Origin of the sequence: Streptosporangium sp. CA-135522, from assembly GCF_050949235.1 — a bacterium.
Taxonomy (GTDB): Bacteria; Actinomycetota; Actinomycetes; order Streptosporangiales; family Streptosporangiaceae; genus Streptosporangium.
Map to the genome: position 1 here is coordinate 4,753,752 of NZ_CP192026.1, position 22,358 is coordinate 4,776,109.

General features: G+C 67.7%; 26 protein-coding genes and 1 pseudogene. 13 read left to right on the forward strand and 14 right to left on the reverse strand.

Annotated features, from left to right (window positions below):
• Nucleotides 1-238: 238 nt before the first annotated feature.
• The 3 genes from ACQPYK_RS22100 to ACQPYK_RS22110 form a co-directional block, all read right to left on the reverse strand.
• Nucleotides 239-1,057 carry a CPBP family glutamic-type intramembrane protease gene (locus ACQPYK_RS22100; protein WP_433257991.1) on the reverse strand — a complete coding sequence of 273 codons (819 nt, stop codon included), beginning with the start codon at nt 1,055-1,057 and terminating at the stop codon, nt 239-241.
• A 30-nt stretch (nt 1,058-1,087) separates the two neighbouring features.
• A complete protein-coding gene (locus ACQPYK_RS22105; RefSeq protein WP_433257993.1) occupies nt 1,088-1,486 on the reverse strand; it encodes a serine hydrolase domain-containing protein in 399 nt (132 codons plus the stop codon).
• A 78-nt stretch (nt 1,487-1,564) separates the two neighbouring features.
• Nucleotides 1,565-1,807 carry a response regulator transcription factor gene (locus tag ACQPYK_RS22110; protein WP_433257995.1) on the reverse strand — a complete coding sequence of 81 codons (243 nt, stop codon included), beginning with the start codon at nt 1,805-1,807 and terminating at the stop codon, nt 1,565-1,567.
• Between the two features lie 61 nt (nt 1,808-1,868).
• On the opposite strand from ACQPYK_RS22110, the gene ACQPYK_RS22115 reads away from it, so the two are divergent.
• Nucleotides 1,869-2,222 (forward strand): cupin domain-containing protein, encoded by a 354-nt coding sequence (locus ACQPYK_RS22115; RefSeq protein WP_433257997.1) that lies wholly within the window; start codon nt 1,869-1,871, stop codon nt 2,220-2,222.
• Nucleotides 2,223-2,601: 379 nt separating this feature from the next.
• Here the strand turns inward: ACQPYK_RS22115 and ACQPYK_RS22120 are convergent, their stop codons facing one another.
• Together ACQPYK_RS22120 and ACQPYK_RS22125 are read right to left on the reverse strand one after the other, a co-directional pair.
• Nucleotides 2,602-3,216, reverse strand: a complete 615-nt coding sequence (locus tag ACQPYK_RS22120; protein ID WP_433257999.1) for a histidine phosphatase family protein — start codon at nt 3,214-3,216, stop codon at nt 2,602-2,604.
• A 121-nt stretch (nt 3,217-3,337) separates the two neighbouring features.
• Complete coding sequence (locus tag ACQPYK_RS22125) at nt 3,338-4,585, reverse strand: PEP/pyruvate-binding domain-containing protein (protein ID WP_433258000.1); 1,248 nt, start codon at nt 4,583-4,585, stop codon at nt 3,338-3,340.
• A 59-nt stretch (nt 4,586-4,644) separates the two neighbouring features.
• Between ACQPYK_RS22125 and ACQPYK_RS22130 the strand changes: the two genes are divergently transcribed.
• Together ACQPYK_RS22130 and ACQPYK_RS22135 are read left to right on the forward strand one after the other, a co-directional pair.
• On the forward strand, nt 4,645-5,040 hold the full coding sequence (locus ACQPYK_RS22130; RefSeq protein WP_433258001.1) for a DNA-binding protein: 396 nt from the start codon (nt 4,645-4,647) through the stop codon (nt 5,038-5,040).
• Nucleotides 5,037-5,672, forward strand: coding sequence for a transcriptional regulator (locus ACQPYK_RS22135; protein WP_433258003.1), 636 nt, complete (start codon nt 5,037-5,039; stop codon nt 5,670-5,672). The genes ACQPYK_RS22130 and ACQPYK_RS22135 overlap by 4 nt, the downstream gene beginning before the upstream one ends.
• Nucleotides 5,673-5,834: 162 nt before the next feature.
• Here the strand turns inward: ACQPYK_RS22135 and ACQPYK_RS22140 are convergent, their stop codons facing one another.
• The 3 genes from ACQPYK_RS22140 to ACQPYK_RS22150 all read right to left on the reverse strand — a co-directional run bounded on the left by ACQPYK_RS22140 (nt 5,835) and on the right by ACQPYK_RS22150 (nt 7,437).
• Nucleotides 5,835-6,497: a hypothetical protein gene (locus tag ACQPYK_RS22140; protein WP_433258005.1), complete on the reverse strand. Its 663-nt coding sequence runs from the start codon at nt 6,495-6,497 to the stop codon at nt 5,835-5,837.
• 323 nt (nt 6,498-6,820) lie between these two features.
• Nucleotides 6,821-6,946: a hypothetical protein gene (locus tag ACQPYK_RS22145; RefSeq protein ID WP_433258007.1), complete on the reverse strand. Its 126-nt coding sequence runs from the start codon at nt 6,944-6,946 to the stop codon at nt 6,821-6,823.
• A gap of 59 nt (nt 6,947-7,005) precedes the next feature.
• Complete coding sequence (locus ACQPYK_RS22150) at nt 7,006-7,437, reverse strand: MarR family winged helix-turn-helix transcriptional regulator (RefSeq protein ID WP_433258009.1); 432 nt, start codon at nt 7,435-7,437, stop codon at nt 7,006-7,008.
• A gap of 81 nt (nt 7,438-7,518) precedes the next feature.
• On the opposite strand from ACQPYK_RS22150, the gene ACQPYK_RS22155 reads away from it, so the two are divergent.
• A complete protein-coding gene (locus ACQPYK_RS22155; RefSeq protein ID WP_433258011.1) occupies nt 7,519-8,685 on the forward strand; it encodes an MFS transporter in 1,167 nt (388 codons plus the stop codon).
• A gap of 103 nt (nt 8,686-8,788) precedes the next feature.
• Nucleotides 8,789-9,550 (forward strand): SDR family oxidoreductase, encoded by a 762-nt coding sequence (locus ACQPYK_RS22160; protein WP_433258012.1) that lies wholly within the window; start codon nt 8,789-8,791, stop codon nt 9,548-9,550.
• A 196-nt stretch (nt 9,551-9,746) separates the two neighbouring features.
• On the opposite strand, the gene ACQPYK_RS22165 is transcribed toward ACQPYK_RS22160, so the two are convergent.
• Both ACQPYK_RS22165 and ACQPYK_RS22170 read right to left on the reverse strand, forming a co-directional pair.
• The gene (locus tag ACQPYK_RS22165) at nt 9,747-9,968 is read right to left on the reverse strand and encodes a hypothetical protein (protein WP_433258014.1); all 222 of its coding nucleotides are present in this window, start codon (nt 9,966-9,968) and stop codon (nt 9,747-9,749) included.
• Nucleotides 9,969-10,349: 381 nt separating this feature from the next.
• Entirely contained in the window at nt 10,350-10,553 is a 204-nt protein-coding gene (locus ACQPYK_RS22170) for a hypothetical protein (RefSeq protein WP_433258016.1), read from the reverse strand.
• Between the two features lie 439 nt (nt 10,554-10,992).
• Between ACQPYK_RS22170 and ACQPYK_RS22175 the strand changes: the two genes are divergently transcribed.
• From ACQPYK_RS22175 to ACQPYK_RS22200, 6 genes are all read left to right on the forward strand, one after another.
• Entirely contained in the window at nt 10,993-11,556 is a 564-nt protein-coding gene (locus tag ACQPYK_RS22175) for a hypothetical protein (RefSeq protein ID WP_433258017.1), read from the forward strand.
• Between the two features lie 313 nt (nt 11,557-11,869).
• The gene (locus tag ACQPYK_RS22180) at nt 11,870-12,253 is read left to right on the forward strand and encodes a VOC family protein (RefSeq protein ID WP_433258019.1); all 384 of its coding nucleotides are present in this window, start codon (nt 11,870-11,872) and stop codon (nt 12,251-12,253) included.
• A 248-nt stretch (nt 12,254-12,501) separates the two neighbouring features.
• Complete coding sequence (locus ACQPYK_RS22185; RefSeq protein WP_433258877.1) at nt 12,502-13,230, forward strand: SDR family NAD(P)-dependent oxidoreductase; 729 nt, start codon at nt 12,502-12,504, stop codon at nt 13,228-13,230.
• Nucleotides 13,231-14,074: 844 nt separating this feature from the next.
• Nucleotides 14,075-15,219 (forward strand): IS3 family transposase gene (locus ACQPYK_RS22190; protein ID WP_433258866.1). Its coding sequence is split into 2 segments (ribosomal slippage): nt 14,075-14,288 and nt 14,288-15,219, totalling 1,146 coding nucleotides; the frame shifts between segments, so codons are not numbered across the junction.
• 335 nt (nt 15,220-15,554) lie between these two features.
• On the forward strand, nt 15,555-16,223 hold the full coding sequence (locus ACQPYK_RS22195) for a HEAT repeat domain-containing protein (RefSeq protein ID WP_433258020.1): 669 nt from the start codon (nt 15,555-15,557) through the stop codon (nt 16,221-16,223).
• Between the two features lie 6 nt (nt 16,224-16,229).
• Nucleotides 16,230-17,234: a MerR family transcriptional regulator gene (locus ACQPYK_RS22200; protein WP_433258022.1), complete on the forward strand. Its 1,005-nt coding sequence runs from the start codon at nt 16,230-16,232 to the stop codon at nt 17,232-17,234.
• Between the two features lie 161 nt (nt 17,235-17,395).
• On the opposite strand, the gene ACQPYK_RS22205 is transcribed toward ACQPYK_RS22200, so the two are convergent.
• Nucleotides 17,396-17,596 carry a hypothetical protein gene (locus ACQPYK_RS22205; protein WP_433258023.1) on the reverse strand — a complete coding sequence of 67 codons (201 nt, stop codon included), beginning with the start codon at nt 17,594-17,596 and terminating at the stop codon, nt 17,396-17,398.
• A gap of 80 nt (nt 17,597-17,676) precedes the next feature.
• Here ACQPYK_RS22205 and ACQPYK_RS22210 point away from each other — a divergent pair, with 80 nt between their 5' ends.
• The gene (locus ACQPYK_RS22210) at nt 17,677-18,444 is read left to right on the forward strand and encodes a class I SAM-dependent methyltransferase (RefSeq protein ID WP_433258025.1); all 768 of its coding nucleotides are present in this window, start codon (nt 17,677-17,679) and stop codon (nt 18,442-18,444) included.
• Nucleotides 18,445-18,726: 282 nt separating this feature from the next.
• Here ACQPYK_RS22210 and ACQPYK_RS22215 read toward each other — a convergent pair whose 3' ends face one another.
• Complete coding sequence (locus ACQPYK_RS22215) at nt 18,727-19,992, reverse strand: FAD-dependent monooxygenase (protein ID WP_433258027.1); 1,266 nt, start codon at nt 19,990-19,992, stop codon at nt 18,727-18,729.
• Nucleotides 19,993-20,010: 18 nt separating this feature from the next.
• The gene (locus tag ACQPYK_RS22220; protein ID WP_433258029.1) at nt 20,011-20,868 is read right to left on the reverse strand and encodes an alpha/beta fold hydrolase; all 858 of its coding nucleotides are present in this window, start codon (nt 20,866-20,868) and stop codon (nt 20,011-20,013) included.
• Nucleotides 20,869-20,944: 76 nt separating this feature from the next.
• Here ACQPYK_RS22220 and ACQPYK_RS22225 point away from each other — a divergent pair, with 76 nt between their 5' ends.
• The gene (locus ACQPYK_RS22225) at nt 20,945-21,850 is read left to right on the forward strand and encodes a helix-turn-helix domain-containing protein (protein WP_433258031.1); all 906 of its coding nucleotides are present in this window, start codon (nt 20,945-20,947) and stop codon (nt 21,848-21,850) included.
• A gap of 9 nt (nt 21,851-21,859) precedes the next feature.
• On the opposite strand, the pseudogene ACQPYK_RS22230 reads toward ACQPYK_RS22225, so the two are convergent.
• A pseudogene (locus ACQPYK_RS22230) lies at nt 21,860-22,171 on the reverse strand (Tn3 family transposase); the annotation flags it as partial.
• Between the last annotated feature and the right edge of the window lie 187 nt (nt 22,172-22,358).

The following is a 22,358-nucleotide window of genomic DNA, read 5'->3' on the forward strand; positions in this document are numbered from 1 at the left end:
GGGCTAACAGGGCTGGTCGGGCGGTGGAGGCGGAAGTCGAGGTTTCGGCTGTGGACAGCCGAGCCCGGTGTGGGGCCGGATTGGTTCCCGCAGAGGTCTCACTGCGCCGACCTGGTCAGACATCGTCTCGGGAACCGGACAGAGTTTGGGTTCTGATCGGTCAGGACTGTCGCGTGTACCAGGTAGCAGGATCCTTACTGACAGGCCGATAACGGCCAAACCCGAGCAAGGAATCAACCTAACCTTCAATAGACCTGCGGACGAGCTGCGCCCGGCTCGGGCGCATCAGCCACACGGCAGCGGCGAGCGTGAGCACCCAGCCGATCACTTCGATGAGCAGGTGATCCGTTGCGTTGGGGACGGATTGCAGCAGGTACACCCGGACGCTGTTGATCGCTCCGTGCGTCAAAACCGCGGGCCAGACACTCCCCGACTGCCAGCGAAGTGCGAGCAACAGCGGCGCCCATGGCAGCATGCCCGCGAAGTAGATAACGATGTCCCAGGGTGGTCGATCACCGATGACGGCGAGGACCGGCAGGTGCCAGACGATCCAGACCAGACCGCTGACAAGGGCCAGCGGCCAGAATCCCCATGACGCGGCGCACGTCGCCAGCCAGCCGCGCCAGCCGAACTCTTCGCCGATGGCGAAGACCGACTGCATGAGGAAGACCGGAACGATCCACATGGTCGCCGCGAAGATCTGGTCAAGCGGGTTGAGCTGCCAGATTCCCAATGCCAGTGCGATGGCGGTTTGGATCGCGGCGATCGCGGCGATGAGGCCGATGCCGATGCTGGCCCACTTGGGTGTGCCGCGCCACCTGGTGGCGAACGTCTCTCGGAACGTTCCGGGTCGTCGGGCAAGCCACATGATGATCGCTGCGAGCAGCGGGGTCAGTTGCAGGATCGGAGTGATCAGGTTGTAGAAGTCCGTCGGGACGAGCCGGAAGATCATCGGAACGGACAACGCGAAACACAGCAGGACGGCGATCGCGAAAAACCACGTGACATCGATAATGGTTGATCTGGCAGAACTGGAGCGCGTGGGGGACGCAGTCATGATGACCTCGTTTCGTGCGGGCGCGAGGATCTAGCTCGATGAGCGTACGGTGATCTTGGTGTAGCGCGGATCGGCCATCTTGAACTCGGGGAGAACCTTGACGACCGGGTCGTCCACGGAGAGTCGGTCCGTCAGCAGCATGATCGCCGCAGCCGTCATCGACTTGCTCATCGACGCGATCCGGAACCGGGTCCGCGCCGTCACCGCGTTGCCGCCCCCGTCCCGGCCGCGGACGATCGTCTCGACCGACGACCCGTCGATCACGGCCGCCGCGACACCCGGCGTACCGTAGACGGAGCGGTAGTCGTCGACCAGTCGTTCGCCGGTGGCATGGGCCGGTGCCGCCCAGCCGAGCAGCACGGCGACGAGCACACCGCCGAGGACGAGGAGGGAGGTCACACGAGGAAAGCGCAGACGTAGGAAATGCACGACGTCGAACCTAGGCCGGGCGTCACCGGCCGACATCACCCCGAGGGGTGAGACGGCACCACCCGGCAGGATGGAATCTCAGTCAGGCAGATCGTTGCGACCCACGAGCCCGTTCTCGTACGCGTGGATCACCGCGTGCACGCGGTCGCGCAGGTTCAGTTTCTGCAGGACGGCCCGGACGTGCGACTTCACCGTGTTCTCGCTCAGCACCAGTTCCGCGCAGATCTCGCCGTTGGACCTGCCGCGGGCGAGCACCTTGCCCCTGGTGACGCCGACCCGAGTACCAGGCCGAGCATGATGTTCAGGTGATTGGTCCGCCAAGAGGACCAATTATCATGTATTGGCTCTGTCATCAGGCCACTATGAGAAGAAGGATCGTGGCATGACCACACAACACGAAGATCCGCGTCATCTTGCTGCGGTCTCGGTGCCTGAGGCCATCGCCGCGCTCCCAGGGCCCTTCCAGCAGCACCATCTGGCGATGGTGAACGACACCACCGTCGTGCGCCTGGCTCGATTGGAGGGCGAGTTCCCCTGGCATTACCACGATGAGGACGAGCTGTTCTTGTGCTGGGACGGCAGCTTTGAGATCCAGTTGGAGGGAAAAGAGCCGGTGGTGCTGAAGGCGGGCGAACTGTTCGTCGTTCCCAAGGGAATGCGGCACCGTCCCGTTGCCGACAAGACCGCTCATGTCCTGCTCATCGAGCACCCGGACACCAAGCAGTACGGGAACTGACGCAACGCGCCCCAAGACCCGGTCTGATCCGGCTCACCCTCAAGGCCTTTCCAGATTTAAGGACGTCTGCTTGACGCGCCCCCGGAGGCCGATGACAACCCGAACCCCGACGGGCATGATGCACATCAGGCCGTCAGCCTGCACACCAAGACCCCGACAGCTCACCCTGTCGAGGTCTTTTAACGCCTGCCCGTCCCCATCCTGAACGACGCGTTCATCACCAAGTTGAGTGTCCCTGAACACCTGCTCAGGCTCGTGATCATCAAAGCTGCCCAGACCATGGACACCGCCTTCGGTGACCCCTCCCATCGACTCTCAGACATGGCCGAGGGGCGTCGGAGCCCAGCCGGCAGACGCGTACGGGCCTTGAGGAGCCGCCTCAGGCCCTCATGCCGTCGGGGAACCCGGTCCAGCGCAGGTCGGCCGGGAGGTGGCTCATGTCGTTGAACATCACGAGCGTTGGCGGCAGACCGGTGCGGTAGTCGATGACCGTCAATGCGGTGTTGGCGCTGTTCAGGCCGAGCCACCGGGATGGCGGCGCGTCCAGGGCGTGGCGCACCAGCCACGCGATCGGGTAGGCGTGTGTCACCAGAACCTCGTGAGTGTCGCGCCGGGTTCCTGCCGCGGTTGTGTCGGGGGACTTCGCGAACCGGCCGACCAGGGCCTCGGCGAGCTTGTGGCCCGAGGCCGCCTCGGCGTCGTCGTAGCCGTCGAAGAAGCCGGCCCAGGATGGGGGTGTTTCGGCAGCTTGGGGAACGTAGGGCACATGGTCGATAAGTTCGGCGGCCTCGGCGACGGGCGCGTTCTGCAGGTGCCGGGCGAGTTCGTGCGCGCTGGCTGCGGCGCGTGGTAGCGGAGAGTGCCACACGGCGTCGATCGGTAGGCCGGCGAGCCGTTCGCCCAGCAGGCCCGCCTGCCGGCGACCGATGTCGGTGAGGTTCCCGAATGCGTCGGCCGCGCCGTGGCGTGCCAGGTAGAGGTGTCGCGTGGTCATGAGTAGTTGGGGCGCGGTGCCCGCGTGGGCCCGCTTCCCGTCTCCTTTCGATCCGTGGGTGACGTGGGTGTGGGTGCGGCTGTCGGGTGAAGGCTCCCCGGCCGGAGAGGCAGAGGATCGGTCACGCGTTGGCCGCCGTGACGGTGCCGGTGGCGCCGTCGATGGTGATGGTGCTGTCGTCGTGGAGTCTGCTCGTCGCGTTCGGGATGCCGAGGACCGCGGGGATGCCGTGCTCGCGAGCGACGATCGCGGCGTGGGAGAGCACGCCCCCGGTTTCGGTGATGACGCCGGCCGCGATGCGCAGCAGCGGCGTCCAGGCGGGGTCGGTGAAGGGGCAGACGAGGATGTCGCCCGGGTGCACGCGCGCGAAGTCGCCGGGGCCGCGGACGATCCGCGCGGGGCCGGTCGCCACCCCGCGGCTGCCCGGTGCTCCGGTCAGCGTGGGCGCGGCCGCCGAGGTGTGAGCGGCAGGCGAGGGCCACGCCGGGGGTGCGGCGGTGACCGGCCGTGCCTGCAGGATCCAGGTGCGGCCGTCGACGATCGCCCACTCGATGTCCTGCGGTCCACCGCGTACGGCGGCGATCTCCTTGCCCAGTTCGGCGAGCTGCCTGGCGGTCGCGTCGTCGATCGTCGGCCGGTCGCGGGCACCGGTGGGCACGTCGGACACGACAAGTTGCCTGCCGCGCCGGTCAAGGCGGGTCCGTTTGTCCGCGATCGTGTGGGTGACCGACCCGTCCTCGGTGACGAGGTAGGCGTCAGGGGTGACCGTGCCGCCGACGATGCTGGGGCCGAGCCCCCAGGACGCCTCGATGCGGATCGCGTCGTGTGGGTCCGCGGGGGTGAACATGACCCCGGACACCTCGGCGTCCAGATGGCGTTGCACGAGGACGGCCATGACGGGATCGGCGAAGGGCCGGCCGCCGCGGCCGGAGGCGCCCCGGTAGTCGATGGCGCGCGAAGTGAACAGCGAGGCCCAGCAGGCGCGTATGGCGTCGGTGACCGCGCCGATTCCGCGCACGGCGAGAAAGCTGTCGTGCTGACCGGCCGCCGACGCCTGGCCGGTGTCCTCATGCGCGGCGGATGATCTCACCGCGACGGGCGGATCGCCGAGTTCGTCGAGTGCGCGTCCGAGCGCGTCGATCACGGTGGCGTGGACCGGGCGAGCCTCGATCGCCCGCCGCACGGCGTCGAGATGGTCCGGCTCGCCGGCGAACCGCTCGAGGTCCAGGTCGCGGACGGCGGCGCGGTAAGCGGCGAACGAGACGACGAAGCCGTCGGGAACCGGTAGTCCCGCGCGAAGCAGCGCGCCGAGTGCGCCGGCCTTGCCTCCGCAGGTGTCGGCGGCAGCCGATATGAGGGGTACGATCATCCACTCCGCCTTTCAATGAAAGATTGACAACAATTTATTGATTGTGGATCATGGAAGGCATGTCACGCAAGCAGGACATCACTCACACCGGGCGCGCAGACCACGCCCAGGCCGACCGCGAACGCGACGCGAGCGAACGCCTTCTGCGCTTGGGCGCGGACGCGCTCGACGCCCGTCCGTGGCGCCCCTCGCCGGCCCCGCCGTCGGCGGTCGACCTCGTCCAGTTCGCCGTCTGGCGCAACGCCGACCTGGACCCGGAGGACGTCCTGAGCGCGCTGGCTCTCCTGCCCGCCGCCCGCGCCGAAGTCGAAGGACTCGAATCCGCCCTGCTGTTCACCGCCCGCAGCGTCGGGCTGACCTGGGCGCAGATGGCGAACACGATGGGATTCAACTCCCCCCAGGCGTGCCAGCAGCACTACACCCGCCTGACAGCGCGACAGGACGCCGACTCGTGACGCGCGATTCTCCGTTCGGCCTGCTGGTCCTGCACGCGGTGCGCATCCTCGGGTTCGCGGACACCCCGATGATCGCGCAGCGGTACGGGCTCGACGCGGCCCAGACCGAGGAGCTGCTGCGCGACGCCGAGGCGCGCGGCTGGGCCGGGCACGCCGCCTTCGCCGGCACCGCGGGCTGGTCGCTGACCGAACCGGGCCGAGCCGAGAACGAGCGCCGGCTCGCGGCCGAGCTCGCACGCGTCGGTGGCGCCGACGAGGTCCTGGACGTCTACCGCGAGTTCCTCCCGCTGAACACCCTCCTGCTCCGGGCCTGTACCGACTGGCAACTCCGGCCCACCGCCGGCGACCGGCTCGCCGCCAACGACCACTGCGATCCCGCCTGGAACGCCAGAATCCTCCGTGAGCTCGCCGACATCGACCGCGCGCTCACGCCACTGGCCGACCGGCTCGGGGGCGTCCTGACACGGTTGGGCGGATACGACACCCGATTCACCGCAGCCCTGGCGCGCGCCCGAGCCGGGGAGGGCGCCTGGGTGGACCGCACCGACGTCGACTCCTGCCATCGTGTCTGGTTCCAGCTCCACGAAGACCTCATCGCCACGCTCGGCCTCGACCGGCACGCGCAACCTTGACCTGGTCGCAGGCGTACGCCCAGTGACGCCTGCGCGTCGCGCTTCCGGTGACCAGAGACGCCTGGGGCCGTACCGGGGTTGAGGAAAGCGCCAACGGCTGTCCGCCGGCTCCTCAACCCCGGACCTGACCGGCCAGACCCATCCTCAAGGCCCGGCCAGGGCCTACCGCAGGCGGATCGCCTCGGCAGCGCGGTAGCAGACCGGGTAGACCGGGTCCCCGTCGGCGTTCAACCCCTCCAGCAGGCGGTCATCGGTCACCACGATCTTCCACTCGCCCGGAGCGACCATGCCCAGCACCAGCCCCGGCAGCCACGGCCACGACGTCTCATCCTTGTCGTCTGCAGCGAGGGGGTGGCGGACCTGCACCAGCGTCTTGTCCGGGAACGGGTTGGCCTGCCGGGCCAGGGTCCCCGCCAATGTCTCAATGCCCAGCTCCAGGTCTGACTTGGCCAGCGTCGCCTCGATCGTGCCCGCGGCCAGCTCATCGGTCAGCGCCAGGATGACCGTGTTGCTCGCCGCGAACGCCTCCACCGCCGCCACGTACCGGTCGACCTTCGCGGCCGTGGCCGCGTCCAGGTCCTGGGCCTGCCAGCGCTCGCCGGTCTCGACCCACAGCCACAGGTCATCGCGCTGCACCCCGAACACCTGCTTGATCCGCTCAACGGTGTGGTCATCCAGCAGATGCGGAGAGCGCCGCGCCGGCTCCAGGGCCCGCACCTGCTCACGGTTGGCACCCAACTGCTCCAGCACGACCGCGGTCATCATGTCCACGTCGCTCACCGGCCGCCAGTCAGGCTCGCCCCGGCCGTCCCTACCGCCCACCATCACCACGCGCCATGTCCCAGATCGTCCCAGACCAACACCAGCCGCCCTCCGCACCTTCACCACATCGAGACCCGAGGCCGCCGGTCAGGACCGTACGAACCGTATCGGAAGTGATCAACAAGCGGAACAGGCCTACATCGGTGCAGGTCAGGCAAATCCGTTGGAAATTTCCCTGGGACTACAGGGAGGCCAAAAGGGGAGAGACGCCGGGTCGCCGAGTGGCCCGGCGGTGAGGCGGGATGATCCGTCCGTGCTCTGTCCCCACCCGCGCCCGCGTGAATGCCTCTCCGGATCCGAGGCATCGGCCGGACGCGGGCTGAGCATCAGGACAGGAGGGCGCCCGCTCGCTTGACCGTGCGGATCACAGGCGCGGTCTCCAGCTCGCGCACGCCGTCGAGCGGCGCCACCCACGCGGCGAGGTAACCGAACATGCTCTTCCCTATGGTCATCTCCCTCCGCCACCGCGGTGATCCGCTCGGGAGGTGCGGGCCCCGATTGCTGGTGGCGCCTAACGTTTCGCGAGGAGGGCCTGTAGCAGGTCGCGCAGGGAATCCTGCTGAACGGCGGTGAGCGGGGCCAGCGGGGACTGGGCGTTGAGCCGTTCGAGCACGTCGGACCGGTAACGCCGGCCACCCGGCGTGAGCACGATCTGCTTAGCGCGCCGGTCGGTCGGGTGCGGCCGACGCTGGATCAGGTCCTGCTGTTCGAGCCGGTCGAGCACGAACGTGACGTTCGAGGGCTCGCAGACCATTCTGTCGGCCAGCTCGCGCGCGGTGATCGGGTCGGACAGTTCCCGGAGCGCGACGACCTGGGTCGGGGTGATGCCCAGTTCCTCGGCGACTCGCCGGACATGGATATCAAGCGTCTGTGCGACCTGGTGGACCAGTTTGCACACGTCTCGATCGAACTCGGCGGCCGACGACAGGTCCGGATTTGCCATGCCGCCAGTGTAGCGTCCATGCTTCGAGTTGTTATAGTTACAACTCATATAATAAAGACTCGAATTATTTGGAGCTTCTGAGTGTCACCTCCTGTCTTCTCCCTCATGCTGGTGGTCTTCAGCCTTACGACCGGGGAGTTCGTGATCGCCGGCATCGTGCCGGACGTGGCCGCCGACCTGTCGGTGTCGGTGTCGGCGGCGGGCCAGCTGGCGACCACCTACGCACTGGGCATGATCGTCGGAGGTCCCCTGGTCACCGCCCTGACGGCGCGGCTGGCCCGCAAACCTCTCATCGTGGGACTCATCGCGGTATCCGTGGCCGGCAACCTGGGCTCGGTTCTGGCGCCGAACTACGCCGCTCTCCTGGTATCACGATTCGTCGCCGGTCTGGTCGTGGCCACGTTCTTCGCCGTCGCCATCGCCACCGCCGTCTCGACGGCCGTCGCAGGCAGACAGGCCTCCACCGTGGCGAAGGTGGCCCTGGGCATGAACCTGGGCATGATCCTGGGTACTCCGATCGGCACGTTCATCGGTCAGCACCTGGGCTGGCGGGCGACGTTCGCGGTGGTCGCGGCGGCCAGCGTCGCCGCCCTGCTGATGGTGCTGCGGTTCGTCCCGGCCCTGCCGGCGGCCTCGACCGGATCGGTTCTCGGAGAGCTACGCGTGTTCGCCAGGCGTGACGTCCAGCTCGCGATCGTCCTGACCGCCGTAGGCAACGTCGGAGTCGTGGCGGTCTTCATCTACATCGCACCGCTGCTCACCGTGGTGAGTGGGTTCACCGCCGGAACCGTCCCGGTGCTGCTGCTGGTGTACGGCGCCGGCGCGGTGGCGGGCAACTTCCTCGGCGGGTGGTTGGCGGACAAGGCGCTGATGCCGTCAGTGACCGGCCTGCTCGCCGCGCTGGCCGGCGCGCTGGCCCTCTTCTGGTTCGCCGGCGGCGTGCAGGTACCGGCGGCGGTCCTCACATTCGTCATCGGAGTATTCGCGTTCGCGATCATTCCCGGCATGCAGACCCGCGTCCTGACCACGGCCGACGCGGCTCCCACGCTGGCCGTGGCGGTCAACGCCTCCGCCTTCCAACTGGCCGCCGCGTTCGCCGGCTGGCTGGGCGGATGGATCATCAGCGACGGGCCGGGACTGCGGTCGATCTACCTTGTCGGCGCCGTCCTGACCCTGACCGGCCTGGCCGTCGCGATGTACATCCTGCGACGCGACAGCCGGATGACCCCCGCACCCGCCGACACCTGACGCCGTCAGGCCATCGGCGGGCTTCCCCGATCCGGCCGATCTGGATCGCCGGCGACAGCCTGATCGCCTCCTCGCACCCGATCGATATACAAGGAGAACATTCATGGATGACGCTACAGGCAAGGTTCTGATGGGCAAGGTCGCTCTGGTGACCGGCGGATCACGCGGCATCGGAGCGGCGACGGCCCGCGCGCTGGCCGCCAGGGGAGCCGCGGTGGCGATCAGTTACGCCGCCTCCGAGAGCAAGGCAGGGGCGATGGTAGCCGAGCTCGAACGCGCCGGCGCGCCGGCCGCCGCCTACCAAGCCGATCAGGCCGACCCGCAACAGGTCGGCGACCTTGTGCGTGCTGTCGCGTCGAACTTCGGACGGCTGGACGTCCTGGTCAACAATGCCGCGGTGTACGTCACCGGCAGGGTCGACGACGTTGACGGCGACCTCGCGGCCTTCGACCGGCAGCTCGCCGTCAACGTCGGCGGCGTCACCGCGGGCATCCGGGCGGCCGCCCGGATCATGGAGAACGATGGGCGGATCATCACCGTGGGATCCCATCTGGCCACCCGTCCCGGATTCGCCGGTGTCGCCGACTACGCCGCGACCAAGGCCGCGGTCGTCGGCTACAGCAAGGCTGCGGCCCGGGACCTGTCATCTCGGGGCATCACCGTCAACGTCGTCCAACCTGGCTCGGTGGCCACTGACATGAACTCCCCGGAGGGACCGTTCGCGGACGTCCAGCGCGCGGCCAACGCCATGGGCCGCTTCGGAAGGCCGGAGGAGGTGGCGGCGGGCATCGCGTTCCTCGCTGGACCGGAGGCGTCCTTCATCACCGGCACCGTCCTCAACATCGACGGCGGCTACCTCGCCTGAGTATCCGACCCTGGACTCGACCGTACACCTGGCTTCGACGAGTTCGACCCTGGTGTTAACCCCTTTCACGGGGGCGTCGCCGCAGGGCGGGGTGAGCCGGGCAGAGCCGGGCGACGATGGCCGGCAGATCCTTGCGGCGCAGCAATTCGGCCCGCGGTTCCTCATCGATCATGTCGGGCGCTTTTCGCGTGTGGCGTCAATCGGCGGCGTGAAGCGCGTCGATGAGGATCTGACGGATCGCGGCGTGGAGGTCGGCGGGAATGTCGTCGAGGTGGAGCCAGGCCTGGTCGGGCAGGGTGTCCGTGCCGGCGCACTGCAGGGTGGCCCAGAATTGGGCGTGCTCGATGAGCGCTGTCCAGATCGCGTGGGCCTGCTCGGGCCCTACCAGGTCAACGAGACGCTGGTAGATCTCAAGCATGGCATCTTCTCCCATTGGATAGGTAATGTCCTATTCGGTCATCCGTTCAGGCAGACGAGCTCCAGCAGTTGCTTCAGGTCGCCCGTCAGAGTCGGGAGGGCGCCACGCGCAGGCGGTCGTCCAGGCACATGATGGTGGTCTTCGGGCCGTTGCGCACCTGGAGGTGGACCTCGGTGGTGACGGGGTCGGCCGGCGAAAAACGTGTGCCCGACCGGAGCCGGGGTGTCGTCTCGTGAACAGGAACCCGGCCGGGAGGATGGTCGGCACGCGAAGGCCCCAGGCCGGAGCACCTCCTTCCGGGTGGGGCCCCGTGATCTAGAGAAGGCGGGTATCCGACGCCGGGGGAGTGGCCCGGCCTGGGGTCTCGGTATCATCTGCGCGTCACAGCAGCTGTTTGAAGTAGGCCAGGCACGCGGTGGCCACCACGATGACGACGCACAGGCGGACGGTCCGGGGTGTGCTGTCGACACACTCCCGGACCGTCCGCGCGATCTCCCCGATCCAGGAAGAGGCCTCAGGCTCGGGCGGTCGCTCCCGTGCGGGGGGCGGCGCCTGCTCCGGATCCGGGGGTGGAATGGTGCCCATCGAAACCCTTCCGCTCAATCGTCGAATATGAGCTTTTCGCCGCTTATGCGGCGAAAAACTCGCTTCGGGAAAGCCGGGGTGACTTCCCGTTGCTCTTCGAGGTTGGCCTCTGAGGGCCGCTCCACGGAAATTCCAGATGTCAGGTCGTGCCAGGTCGTCGGGACCGCCCTGCGCACCTGGCAGACTTGGCGGAGCAAAATGCCAGATTCACATTCCGATGTGACGATCAGCCGGTAGATATCGGCGTATGAACGCGGAAGATAGGAAGTTCCCGCGACCCGCGCTGGAGCGTCTCTGGGCACCTTTGCGGGTGGCATGGGAGGGCGATGACAAGCCCCAAGGGCAGGCGCTGTGTCGCCGCGCAGAGGAATGGAAACTTTCTCCCCCGCTTCCCCGGAGCACGGCTCAGTCCTGGATCGATCCCTGGCGGAACGAGCCCGTGGGGCTCCCACCCCTGCCCAAGGAATTCGAGGTGTTCTTCACCTTCGTGCGGGTGCTGGGCGCCGACCACGACCTCGATCGGGAACCCGACCTCTCGGCCGAGAAAGATGGCAAGCGCCGATGGAAGCGACTCCACGAAGCCGCACGAGACGAAGCAAAACAGGCGGCCGCGAACGGGCGGGCTCGTCGGCGCGAGGCTCACACGAGCACGCCGTGGCCGGGGCGACCCCGTCGACGAAGTGGCCTGTGGTGGACCGGTGGTGGGCTGGCCGGCTCCGTCAGCGTAGTGATCGCGATCGTCGTCTTCAGTGGAGGCAGCAAGATCCCCTCAGTTTTCACCCCGTCAACCTGCGCCAATGTGATCGACAACAGACCTGCAGGCGTCTACCCCTCCCCGGACGCACAGACGACCCCGATCAGGTTCAAGAAGAGAACCGACCTGATCGTCGTACTCGACGAGCCGGCCGCGCCGGCAGGATGGGCCAAGGTCTTCACCCCCAAGGATCCTCCAGGCTTCCAATGGATGCTCGTCCGGCAACTCGGACCACAACGGCCATGCTGAACATTTCATGATGACCACAGGTTCATATACGTGATAACTGTCGGTTATCCAGCGCATCCGCGCCCGACACCGTGCGCAGCCACAGGATCGGGATCGGCAAGACCGTCGAGCAACTGGGCGAGACGTCGGAGGAGTGCAGGTGCTTGGCCAGGATGGGGCTCTTGGGGAGCCAGGTTCTCGCCACCCGATGGCTCGACGGCCATGGATGCAATCCGAGAGCGACACCGCCGAGCAAAACGCGATCGCGTAGCGCGTCGCCCTCCAGCACGCGGCCGGTGATCGACTCTCAGATTGTCTATGTACGCTGACGGGCATGGCATGCCGCATCAGTGAGCTGGTCATCGACGCCGCCGACCCCGACCGGCTCGCCGCATTCTGGAGCCAGGTCCTCGGCTACGTCGAACTCGGCCGGGAGGACGACGGAAGCATCGAGATCGGGCCGCCCGAGGCCGGCTTCGGCGGCCCGCAGCCCACCCTCGTCCTCAGCCCCAGCAGCGACCCGCGGATCGGGAAGCTCCGACTGCACCTCGACGTCAACGCCACCGACCGCGACCAGGACGCCGAGCTGGAGCGGCTGCTCGCTCTCGGCGCCAGGACCGTCGACGTCGGCCAGACCGGCACCGAGAGCCGGCACGTCCTGGCCGACCCAGAAGGCAACGAATTCTGCCTCCTGCACGCCCGGCTCCAGTCTTTCTGACCACGTGCGTCCTGGCGCCAAGCCGCTCGGCCGTTCGAGTGAGGCCGGGGGTTTGCTCGTCGGTGTCAGCGCCCGAGCTTGCGCTTGAGTTCCGCCTTGTTCATCGACGAGCGGCCGCGGATGTTGCGGCGGCGCGCGGTAGCCGTGGATGTCACGGATCTCCCACGCGTGCTCGTACGCGGTCTGCCCACGCCCGCGGAACGCCGCGAACTCCGCATCGTCAGCCAGGTTTCCTGGAGGACGTCTTCCTGGTCGCCGCCCATGGCGAGGCGGTGCTCCCGCTTCAGCTGGACGTGACCGACAAGGCCGCGGTCTTCGAGAGCGTCAAGCGGGCCAAGGAGCACTTCGGCCGACTGGACGTCATCGTGAACAACGCCGGCTATGCCCAGATCGGCGCAATCGAGGAGCTGACCGAGCGGCAACTGCGCGACCAGCCGGAGACCAACCTGTTCGGCGCGGTGTGGGTGATCCAGGCCGCGCTGCCCTACCTGCGCGAGCAGCGCTCGGGGCACATCATCCAGCTGTCCTCGGCGGCCGGGGTCATCGCCATGCCGCTCGGCGGCGCGTACCACGCCTCCAAGTGGGCCCTGGAGGGCTTGAACGAAGCCCTCGCCGGCGAGGTCGCCGACTTCGGCGTCAAGGTGACCATCATCGAGCCCGGCGGCTTCGCCACCAGGGACGGCAAGAACCCCGATCCGCTGGCCAACGGCCACATGGCCCAGCCCGACCCGGCCTACGACGCTCTCCGCCGGCGCCTCGGCGCGCTCGCCGGAAGGCAGCCCGCCGGCGACCCGGCCGCCGCGGCCCAGGCACTCCTCAAGCTCGTCGACTCCGGCAACCCGCCCCTGCGGGTGCTGTTCGGCCTGGGCTTCTACCCGATGCTCCAGCAGGCCTACGCCGACCGGCTCAAGACCTGGGCCGACTGGCAGGACCTTTCGGCCGAGGCTCACGGCAAGCCCGATCAAGAAGATCGGTGACCCTCCGCCGGGGCCGCACGCTTGAACGTCACCAGGGTTCCCCTGTCCAGGTGGCCGTTGAGGCCAACGGCCCAGCCCTTTGATCCATCCAGAAACCCAAACGTCGAACAACAACGGATCGCCGGCAGTTGTCGCAGATCGATCTCACCAACCTGAGCACCACCGGTGCTCCCGGGGGACCGGCCGAGGTCGACAGGATGTCGAGAGCAAGCGAGGGGTGGCCGGCTGACCGCCGGCACGATGGCAACAGGGGCGGTGAGCGCGGCGTCCCGCCGTCCAACCGTGATCATCAGTCTGGCGGTTCGGACGCCGTCCTCGTCCACGACAGTGGCGGTGCCGCGCTCAGTTGGACGCATGGTGGCGCTGCCTTAAAGTTATTAATCTACAATGTAAAGGCGTTCGGTCGAGTTCAAGATCATTTACAAAGGACTGAAGGCTCACTCTCCAAGAAGGATCGCTCGACGTTAGACGGTGGTGCTTTTTTGGTCGGAACCACGCTGTCGTAGGCGTTGAATCCGATCGCGGACTGTGTGAGACATGGGGGCGTATTGCGCGGCAACGGCGCACCGGACGCCGAGACACCCGGTTGCCACCGGCGCCGGGTGACAGCGGCGTCGATCCGTTCCGGCGGCTGCCGCGGCCGTAGGGGTGCGATCACATCGTCACATCTCCGGGTGCTCGTCTGGATGTTGGAACCGGGCCGACGGAAACTTTCGCAGAAGTGTTCGGGGCCCAGACCTGGAGTTGACCCGGTTTGGTGGACACCTGATTTCTGAGGAACCCTGGTTCCCGGAAGAAGGAGTCCACTGTGCCGAACAACTATCCGCCGGAGTTTCGCCGGCAGATGGTGGAGCTGGTGCGCGCGGGACGGTCGCCGGAGGAGCTCGCCAAGGAATTCGAGCCCTCCGCGCAGTCGATCCGTGTCTGGGTGCGCCAGGCCGACCTGGATGACGGCCGCCGCCAAGACGGGCTGACCAGCGCCGAAAAAGACGAGCTGGCCCGGCTGCGTCGTGAGGTCAAGCTGCTGCGCGAGGAGAAGGAGATCTTGCGTAAGGCCGCGGTTTTCTTCGCGCGGGAGACGGATCGGCCGAGATGAGATTCCGGCTGATTCATGCGGAGAAAGACCACCACGGCGTCTCCCTGCTGGCCCGGGTGCTGGGTGTGTCGCGCCAGGGCTACTACGCCTGGGCCGGGCGCGGCCCGTCGGCTCGCGCCCGTCGCGATGCGGAGCTGACCGAGAAGATCCACGCTCACTATCAGGCCTCCGATGAGATTTACGGAGCGCCGCGCATCCACGCCGACCTGCGCCAGATCGACGGGGACAACGTGGGCCGCAAGCGGGTGGCCCGGCTGATGCGCGCGGCCGGGCTGGCCGGAGTGTCTCGGCGTCGGGGCTGTCGCACGACGATTACGGATAGGAAGGCGGCTGCCGCCTCAGACCTGGTGAGGCGGACGTTCGAAGCCGACGAGCCGAACCGGATCTGGACCGCCGATATCACGTATGTGCCGACGTGGCAGGGCTTCCTTTACCTCGCGGTCGTCTTGGATGTCTTCTCCCGCAGGATCGTTGGTTGGGCGATGGCCGAGCACATGCGCACCGAACTGGTCACCGATGCCCTGGCGATGGCGGTTGGTCAGCGCTGCCCTGACGCCGGGGTGATCCATCACAGCGACAAGGGCGGTCAATATACGTCGATTGCGTTCGGCCAGCGGTGTGCGCAGGCCGGCGTGCGCCCCTCCACCGGCCGCACCGGCACGTGCTTTGATAACGCGATCACCGAGAGCTTCTTCGCCTCGCTGGAGTGCGAGCTGATCGACCGGCGTGCTTTCCACACCAGGTCAGAGGCCGGGCGCGCGGTGTTCGCCTACATCGAGGGCTTCTACAATCCACGCCGCCGTCACTCCGCTAACGGCCAGCTCAGCCCGGCCGAATATGAGCGACGCCAAGCCCTCAAGCCCATTCAAGAAGACGACTATGCTGCCGCGTAGCCGAAAGCCCTGATGTGTCTACCGAACCGGGGCAACTCCAGACCCGCTGATGAGCGGGCGTTCCTTGGCGTTGCCGAGCAGATCGGCGTTCCAGGTGGCAAAGTGGATGGCGGCGAGCCGGACCCGCCGGCGCGAGCGGGGATCGCCATTCGTGATTCGTGACGTTTGTGATATCGGCGTACACGTGTACGTGCCTCATAACGGCACGTACGTCTCATATGACTTGACAAGCACCGAGCTCGGTGGACAGAGGGTGCCTGGTGATCTCGCGGCGTGGCCCCGCTTGACCTTGACACGGTGACAAGGTCTTCACTGTTGCCAAGGAGGTGGTCCCGATGGCCATGCCGCAACAGGACACGGATACGATTCGAGCTTTCCAGGGGCTGGAGGACAGCCGCTCGTCAGTGCGGCTGCGGGCAGCGCTAGCGGTCGGCACGACCCCCGACCCGCGGTTCATCGACAAGCTCATCGAACGATGCGCGATCGAACCCGAATTCCACGTGCGTGACATGCTTACGTGGGCACTCACTCGCCACTCGGCATCAATGACGGTCCCAGAGCTTCTCAATGAAGTCCGCTCGGAGCGTGCGCAGGCACGAAGTCAGGCGTTGCACACGCTGTCCAAGATCGGGGATCGGCAAGCGTGGCCGGCGATCACACGGGCGCTTCTGTCCGACGCCGACGATGAGGTGGCGCGGAGCGCTTGGCGGGCAGCGGTCGTGCTCGTGCCCGAAGGTGAAGAGCCCGAATTGGCCGCAGTATTGTCGACACAGCTCGGGCGCGGCGAACGTGAGATGCAGCTGAGCCTCAGCCGGGCGCTGATCGCGCTCGGTGAGGTGATTTTGCCAACTCTGCGCGCTGCGATGACGGATCTCGACCCTCGCGTGCGCGCGCACGCGGTCGCCACGGAACGGCTGTTGCGCGACCCGGATGCCGGATTTGAGTTCGCGATCGAGGAGGCGAAGCGCGTCGTAGCCCTCGGCAGGACCAGTCAGGAGGAGTGATGGGCAGTGTTGATCGGTGATGTGGCACGACGGTCCGGGGTCAGTGCCCGCATGCTCAGGCATTACGACTCGCTCGGCCTGGTGCGGCCAACGGGTCGTACCGACGCTGGATATCGAGAGTACTCCAGCGAGGACATCCGGCGGATCTTCCATATCGAGAGCCTGCGGTCATTGGGGCTGTCGCTACGTGAAGTCAGGCGCGCGCTCGATGATCCCGGCTTCACACCCTCAGAGCTCGTCGACGACCTCATCCGTCAGACGCGAGAACGCATTGCGGGTGAGACGGAGCTGCTCACGCGTCTGCGTCGGATCGGTGCTGCGGAACCCGCCGGCTGGGAGGACGTCCTCCAGACCGTTGCACTCCTCCAGGCGTTGGGGTCAAAGAACGCCGGAAAGCGCCAGCGCGCGGCCTTGTCCTCGGTTGAAGAGGTGCCGGTGCCAGTGGAAGCACTGGTCGAGGCAGCGCTGAGCGAGACGGACCCGAACGTCGCCGGAGCTCTTCGGTGGGCTTTGGCGCAATTGGGCGATGGCGGATTGGCGCTGTTGGCGGAGGGTCTCGGCTCACCAGTGGCCGAGGTGCGGAAACGTGCGGTCCAGTCCATCGCTGAGATTCCGAACGGTGAGGCGACCGCACTGCTGCAGGACGCCCTTGCGAACCCCGACATCGTGGTCCGCAGGTATGCGGCTCTGGCGGTCGGGGCACGTGGAGTAGCCGACGCGGTCCCGACGCTCATCGATATGGTCGTCGAGGGGACGAATGACGTCGATGCAGCCGATGCACTGAGCGCGCTGGCGAGTCGTCCCGCGTTGGCGGATCAGATCGCTACCAGGCTCGTTGATCGCCTCGCCCACGGCACCGTTGAATCGTCTGCACGTCGACGGCTGACACAGGCGCTCGCGGATATCCCGGGAATCACAGCGTCACGTGCCCTCGCAGATCTGTCACATGACGAAGACCGCGCCGTTGTGCTTACTGCGGCATACATTCTCGGGATACGCAACGCACGATAAGGGATCTTTCCTGGGGTTCTGTGTGTGTGGGGCCCAGTCGTTGCTGGTCACCGCCGACAGGGCCACGGCATCGCCGAGGAGCCCGGTTGTACCGCGCTTCACCGCCGCGGGGTACAGCCGGGTGAGTATGTCGTAGGCGGCATCGCCGTCGCCTCCACGGGTCAACAGCCGCGCGATGTCGATCCGACGCAGGTCAGAATGAAGCGCTTCTGCTGGCGTGCGTCCAGGGCGCAGGGCGCGAGCTTGGGGGCGTCGTCGCGGCGGACGATCGCGGGGCCGGGTCCGAGCTGGATGAAGAAGTGGTCCAGGGCGGTGAGGTGGGCGTTGACGGTGTTTGCCTTGCGGCCGAGGACGGTCTTCATGTGGGTCTTGTATCAAAGGCAGATCCCAGGTGGATCGGGGAGGGAGTGCGAGCTCTCGCCGCCATGTCAGGATGCTTGGCATGTCTGATCGCGCATTGAGCTTCGGAGTGATGGCGGAAGCGTACGAACGGTTTCGGCCGGGGTATCCCGTGGAGCTTTTCGACATGGTGATGGCGTACGCGGCACAGCCGGTTCAGACTGCCCTCGAAATTGGTGCTGGGACAGGCAAAGCAACCCGCCTGTTCGCTCAACGAGGAGTCACTGTCACCGCGACCGAGCCCGATGGGGCCATGCTCGCCGAGCTGCGCAAGCACGTGCCGGCAAACGTTAGAACCATGCAAGCCGCGTTCGAGGACCTGCGACCGGGCGAGAGGTACGGGCTGGTTTATGCGGCAGCAGCGTTGCATTGGACCAACCCGCAGGATCGGTGGTCACGCGTGGCCGCGCTACTGGAGCCGGGTGGCGTGTTCGCCTCGTTCGGCGGGCCGATCCAGCTAGCTGACCCGGCTGTGAAGGAAGCCGTTCGCGTGGCACGGTCGCCGTTCTTGGCGAGCGACGAGGTTCCGTCTCCCGATGGGACGCCTTCGGAGAACGACATGCAGTGGCCGGGTACGGAACTCCAGCGGTCGCAGTGGTTCGCCGATGTCCAGCAGACCGTGATCGAGCGGCGCTTGACCCTGAGTGCCCGCGACTACATCGGCCATCTCTCGACCATCTCGGCTTATCTCGTACTGCCGGCCTTGGAGCAAGAGGAGGTGTTCAGCCGGATCATGCAGGTTCTGCCTGAGACGGTCGAGCTTGCCGCCGACATCACCGTCCATATCGCGCGTCGGCGCTACAAGCGGTAGTGGCTTGATGACCAGATGTCTGCCGACCCTGGCTGCGCCGGTCCTGCTCGCTGTCGGCAGCGCGCCCACCAGGGGGGCGGACCAGGTACGGGAGAAAGGGGCGGTCATGTCTCTGACCAGGACGATCATACGGCCCCAGCCGACGTGGGGCACGGCAACGATGATGTGCTCCGGAGTGACGACGGCCCGACGTGATGCGCCGCGTGTGCGCACGTTGGATGGTCTCAGCTATTTCTTTACCAGTTCCGCAAGCCGGGCTGGCAGCAGGGCGGCGAGCACTCCTCACTCCACCCCGAGCCCGCCCCCGAGCCCGCCCGCGAGGCCGACCCGACCTCGTGATGCGGCGGGCGACGGCGAGTAGTCGTCGACGGTCATGGAGTTGTAGAGGCGTGCGCTCTTGGTGGTGAGGCGGAGGAGGGCTCGGCTGGGCCCCGCGGGCAGGGCGGAGATCAGGCGGGCGCCCTGGGCCAGTCCCCGCACGCCGAGGCGTGAGGTGGGGATCAGGGTCTTCGCCGCGCTGAGCGCGGCCGCGCGGCTGCCGCGCACGTGCTCCGCCATCGCGCGCTCGTAGGCGAGGAAGGCGCGCTCGTGGTCACCGCCCGCCCGCGCCAGCTCCCCGGCGAGGACGTACGCGCCGACGACGGCCAGGCTGGTGCTGCCGCCGACGGCCGGGCCGGGGCAGTAGCCCGCGTCGCCGACGAGCGTCACCCTCCCCCGCGACCAGGTGTCCATGCGGAGCTGGGTGATCGAGTCGAAGTAGAACGCCGGGGTGCGGTCGAGCTCGTCCAGCCAGCGGTCCACGTCGGGGTGCATGCCGTCGAACGCACCGCGCAGCAGCTCCTTCTGCCGGGGCACGTCGTGGTGGTGGTAGTCGAGCTCGCGCTCGCTCCGGAACAGGAACAACGCCCGCGCGTCGCCGAGGTGCCGCGCGCCGTACATGCCGGCAGTACGGCCGACGCCGACGTGGATGAGGAGCTCGCCGTCGAGCCCGGAGACGTTCGGCAGGGTCAGCACCCCGAGGTAGGCCCCGATGAAGGCGCTGAAGCGGGACTCCTTGCCGAAGACGAGGCGGCGCACGTTGGAGTGCAGCCCGTCCGCGCCGACGACGAGGTCGAAGCGGCGCGGCGCGGCGTTCTCGAACCGCACCTCGCCGTCGGGCGAGATCGAGCTGATCGAGTCGCCGAAGACGTACTCGACGTCGTCGCGCGCGGCGTCGTAGTAGATCTCGCTCAGGTCGTCGCGCATGATCTCGACGTGCCGGTCGGAGGTGGAGCTGAAGATCTTGGAGAGGTCCACCCGGACGGGACGCCGTGCGCCCTCCCGGTAGACGGTCATCCGGTTGGTGCCGGTGGCCCGCTCCTCCACGCGCGGGAGCACGCCCATCTTCTCCGAGATGTTCATCGCGGGCCGGAACAGGTCGACCGCGTGCCCGCCCGTCTTGCGCAGCACGGGGGCCCGTTCCACGACGGTGACCTCGAAGCCGTATCTCGTGAGCCAGTAGGCCAGGACCGGACCGGCGACGCTGGCGCCCGAGACGAGAATCCGCATGGCGCCCCTCCTTTTCATTCAGTCCACCCGTACGGCGTGGATCGCGGTGAAGGCCAGCAGAGGGGTGGCGGTCCGCGGTGGATCCTCCAGCAGGGGCGAGTGCCCGAGACCGGGCAGCAACTCGACCTTCGCGCCCGGAACGGCGCGGTAGTCGGCGGCGGATGAGGATCGCCATCTGCGGTCGTCCTCGCCGAAGATCACCAGTAGCGGCTTGCCGAGGACCGTCAGCCGCTCCGGGAGCGTCTGCTGCTCCATGTAGTGACGGGTGGCCTGCATCGTCGTGGTGAGCGTGTGGTAGGTCATGGCGCGCACCTCGTCCAGGAGCTCGTGCGGGATCTGGTAGCCCGCGCGGCTGAAACCGGTGCTTGCGAACTGGCGGAGCTGCTCGTCGGTCGGTGGCCACTGCGACGGTCCGAATGCGGCGGACTCCGGCGCGATGAAGGCGTCCAGGCTGGGGCCGGTGTTGATGAGCGCGAGCGCGGTCACCAGGTCGGGTCGTTGCTCGGCGAGGGCGGTGGCGACCGCGCCGCCGCTGGAATGGCCGACGACTATGGCGTGCTCGACGCCGAGCCGGTCCAGGGCCGCGCCGATCCTGTGTGCCTGGTCCGGGAGCGCGTAGCCGCGGCCGGCCGGTTTGGCCGACCGGCCGTGCCCGAGCAGGTCGATCCGGATGACGCGGTGGGATCCGGTCAGCAGCGGAACCAGCGGGTCCCACGATCGGGTCGAGGAGGCGGACCCGTGGATGAGCAGGAGTGCGGGGGCGTCGCGGGGGCCGTCCTGGCACACGTAGATGTCGCCGCCGTCCAGGGGCAGGGTCGAACTCTCGGTGGCCTCGGCGTCGCCTTTCACGTGCGGTCCGCCGTCAGGAATAGTCATGAGCCCACTGTCGCCGCCGGTGCGCGCCGGTGGATTGGACAAATGTTCCCCTCCGTCGGCTCGCTAGCATGGGACGGTGCGGACGTTCGTGCATGATGCGGCTGTGTGGGGCGTCGCGTGCCCGCGGCGGCCCAGCCGGGTGGCCGGTGTCACCATGGCCGGGTTCCGTATCCGTGACCTGGACGCGCTCCGGATGGTCCCGCATCCGGCCGTGACGCTGCTTCTGGAGTTCGGCGCCGGTTCGCCCGTCGTGGACGATGTTGCCGGGCGGCAGCAGCGGGGAAGTGTCGTGGCCGGGCCCGGGGTCGGGTCCGGAGGCGCGGTCTGGGCGCGGGGTGAGAACGTCGAGTGCGTGCAGGTGCGCCTGTCCCCGGTGATCGCACGCGCGGTTCTGGGCGTTTCCCCCGCCGACCTGGACGGCGCCGTGGTGGCCCTCGAGAACCTGTGGGGCCGGGAGGTGTCTCGGATCCGTGAGCAACTGGGCGATGTCTCCTCCTGGGAGGATCGCTTCGCGTTGATGGACGCGCTGCTCGCCCGCCGGCATGAGGCGGGGCCGCCGGTGGACCCGGAGGTGGCCTGGGCCTGGCATCGGATCGTCGGCGGCCGTGGCCTGGCCCGAGTCGACGGACTCGCGGCCGAGGTCGAGTGGAGCCGTAAGCGGCTGTGGTCCCGGTTCCGGTCGCAGCTCGGCCTGCCGCCCAAGCGCGCCGTGAAGCTGGTCCGCTTCGACCATGCCGCCCACCGCCTGGTCGCGGGTGAAGGCGCGGCTCAAGTCGCGGCCGACGCCGGCTACGCCGACCAGTCCCACCTGCATCGGGACGTCATGGCGTTCACCGGGGCAACCCCCGCGACCGTGGCCGGCGAGCCGTTTCTCGCGGTTGACGACATCGCATGGCCCAGCCGCGGAACACTCGCCGAGCCTCACGTCTCCAGGGATCTCCGGCTCGGTCGCCGGCCGGAGGTGAGACGGCCACCGCTGTGAACGTCTGAATCCTCCGTACCGGATGCTGGTCTCGGCCAGGAGATCGTCGATGTAGGTGTCCACCTGCGTGCCGTCGGCCGTCACCGTGCTGCCGTCGCCCCAGGCCTTGACCACGTCCAGTTCGGCGAAGGCGTTGACCACGTCGGCGATCGCGGCATTCGGCTTCTTCGGATTGATGTGCCGGTTGCGGACCATGGACAGCTCGCGGGCGGTGATGCCGGCGATGTGCTTGGCCGCCTCGTACGGGCCGATGTTGATGCCGCCGGTGAACACCGCCAGCGAGTCCTTGATCTTGGGGCCGGAGCCGGAGGCGGGGCCGAATCGGCATGGTGAAGGTGTTGTCCGGCCGCATCCTCACCCCGCCCGCCCAGCCCCCGGATCAGGGTGCGCTGCCCCAGCTGTACGCGGCGACCGCCCCGGACGTGGAAAGCGGGCAGTTGTTCGGGAATGGACGGCGGCCGAATGGTGCGCCGCGCCCTGCGCCCTTGCACGACGCTTGCAAGGCGTA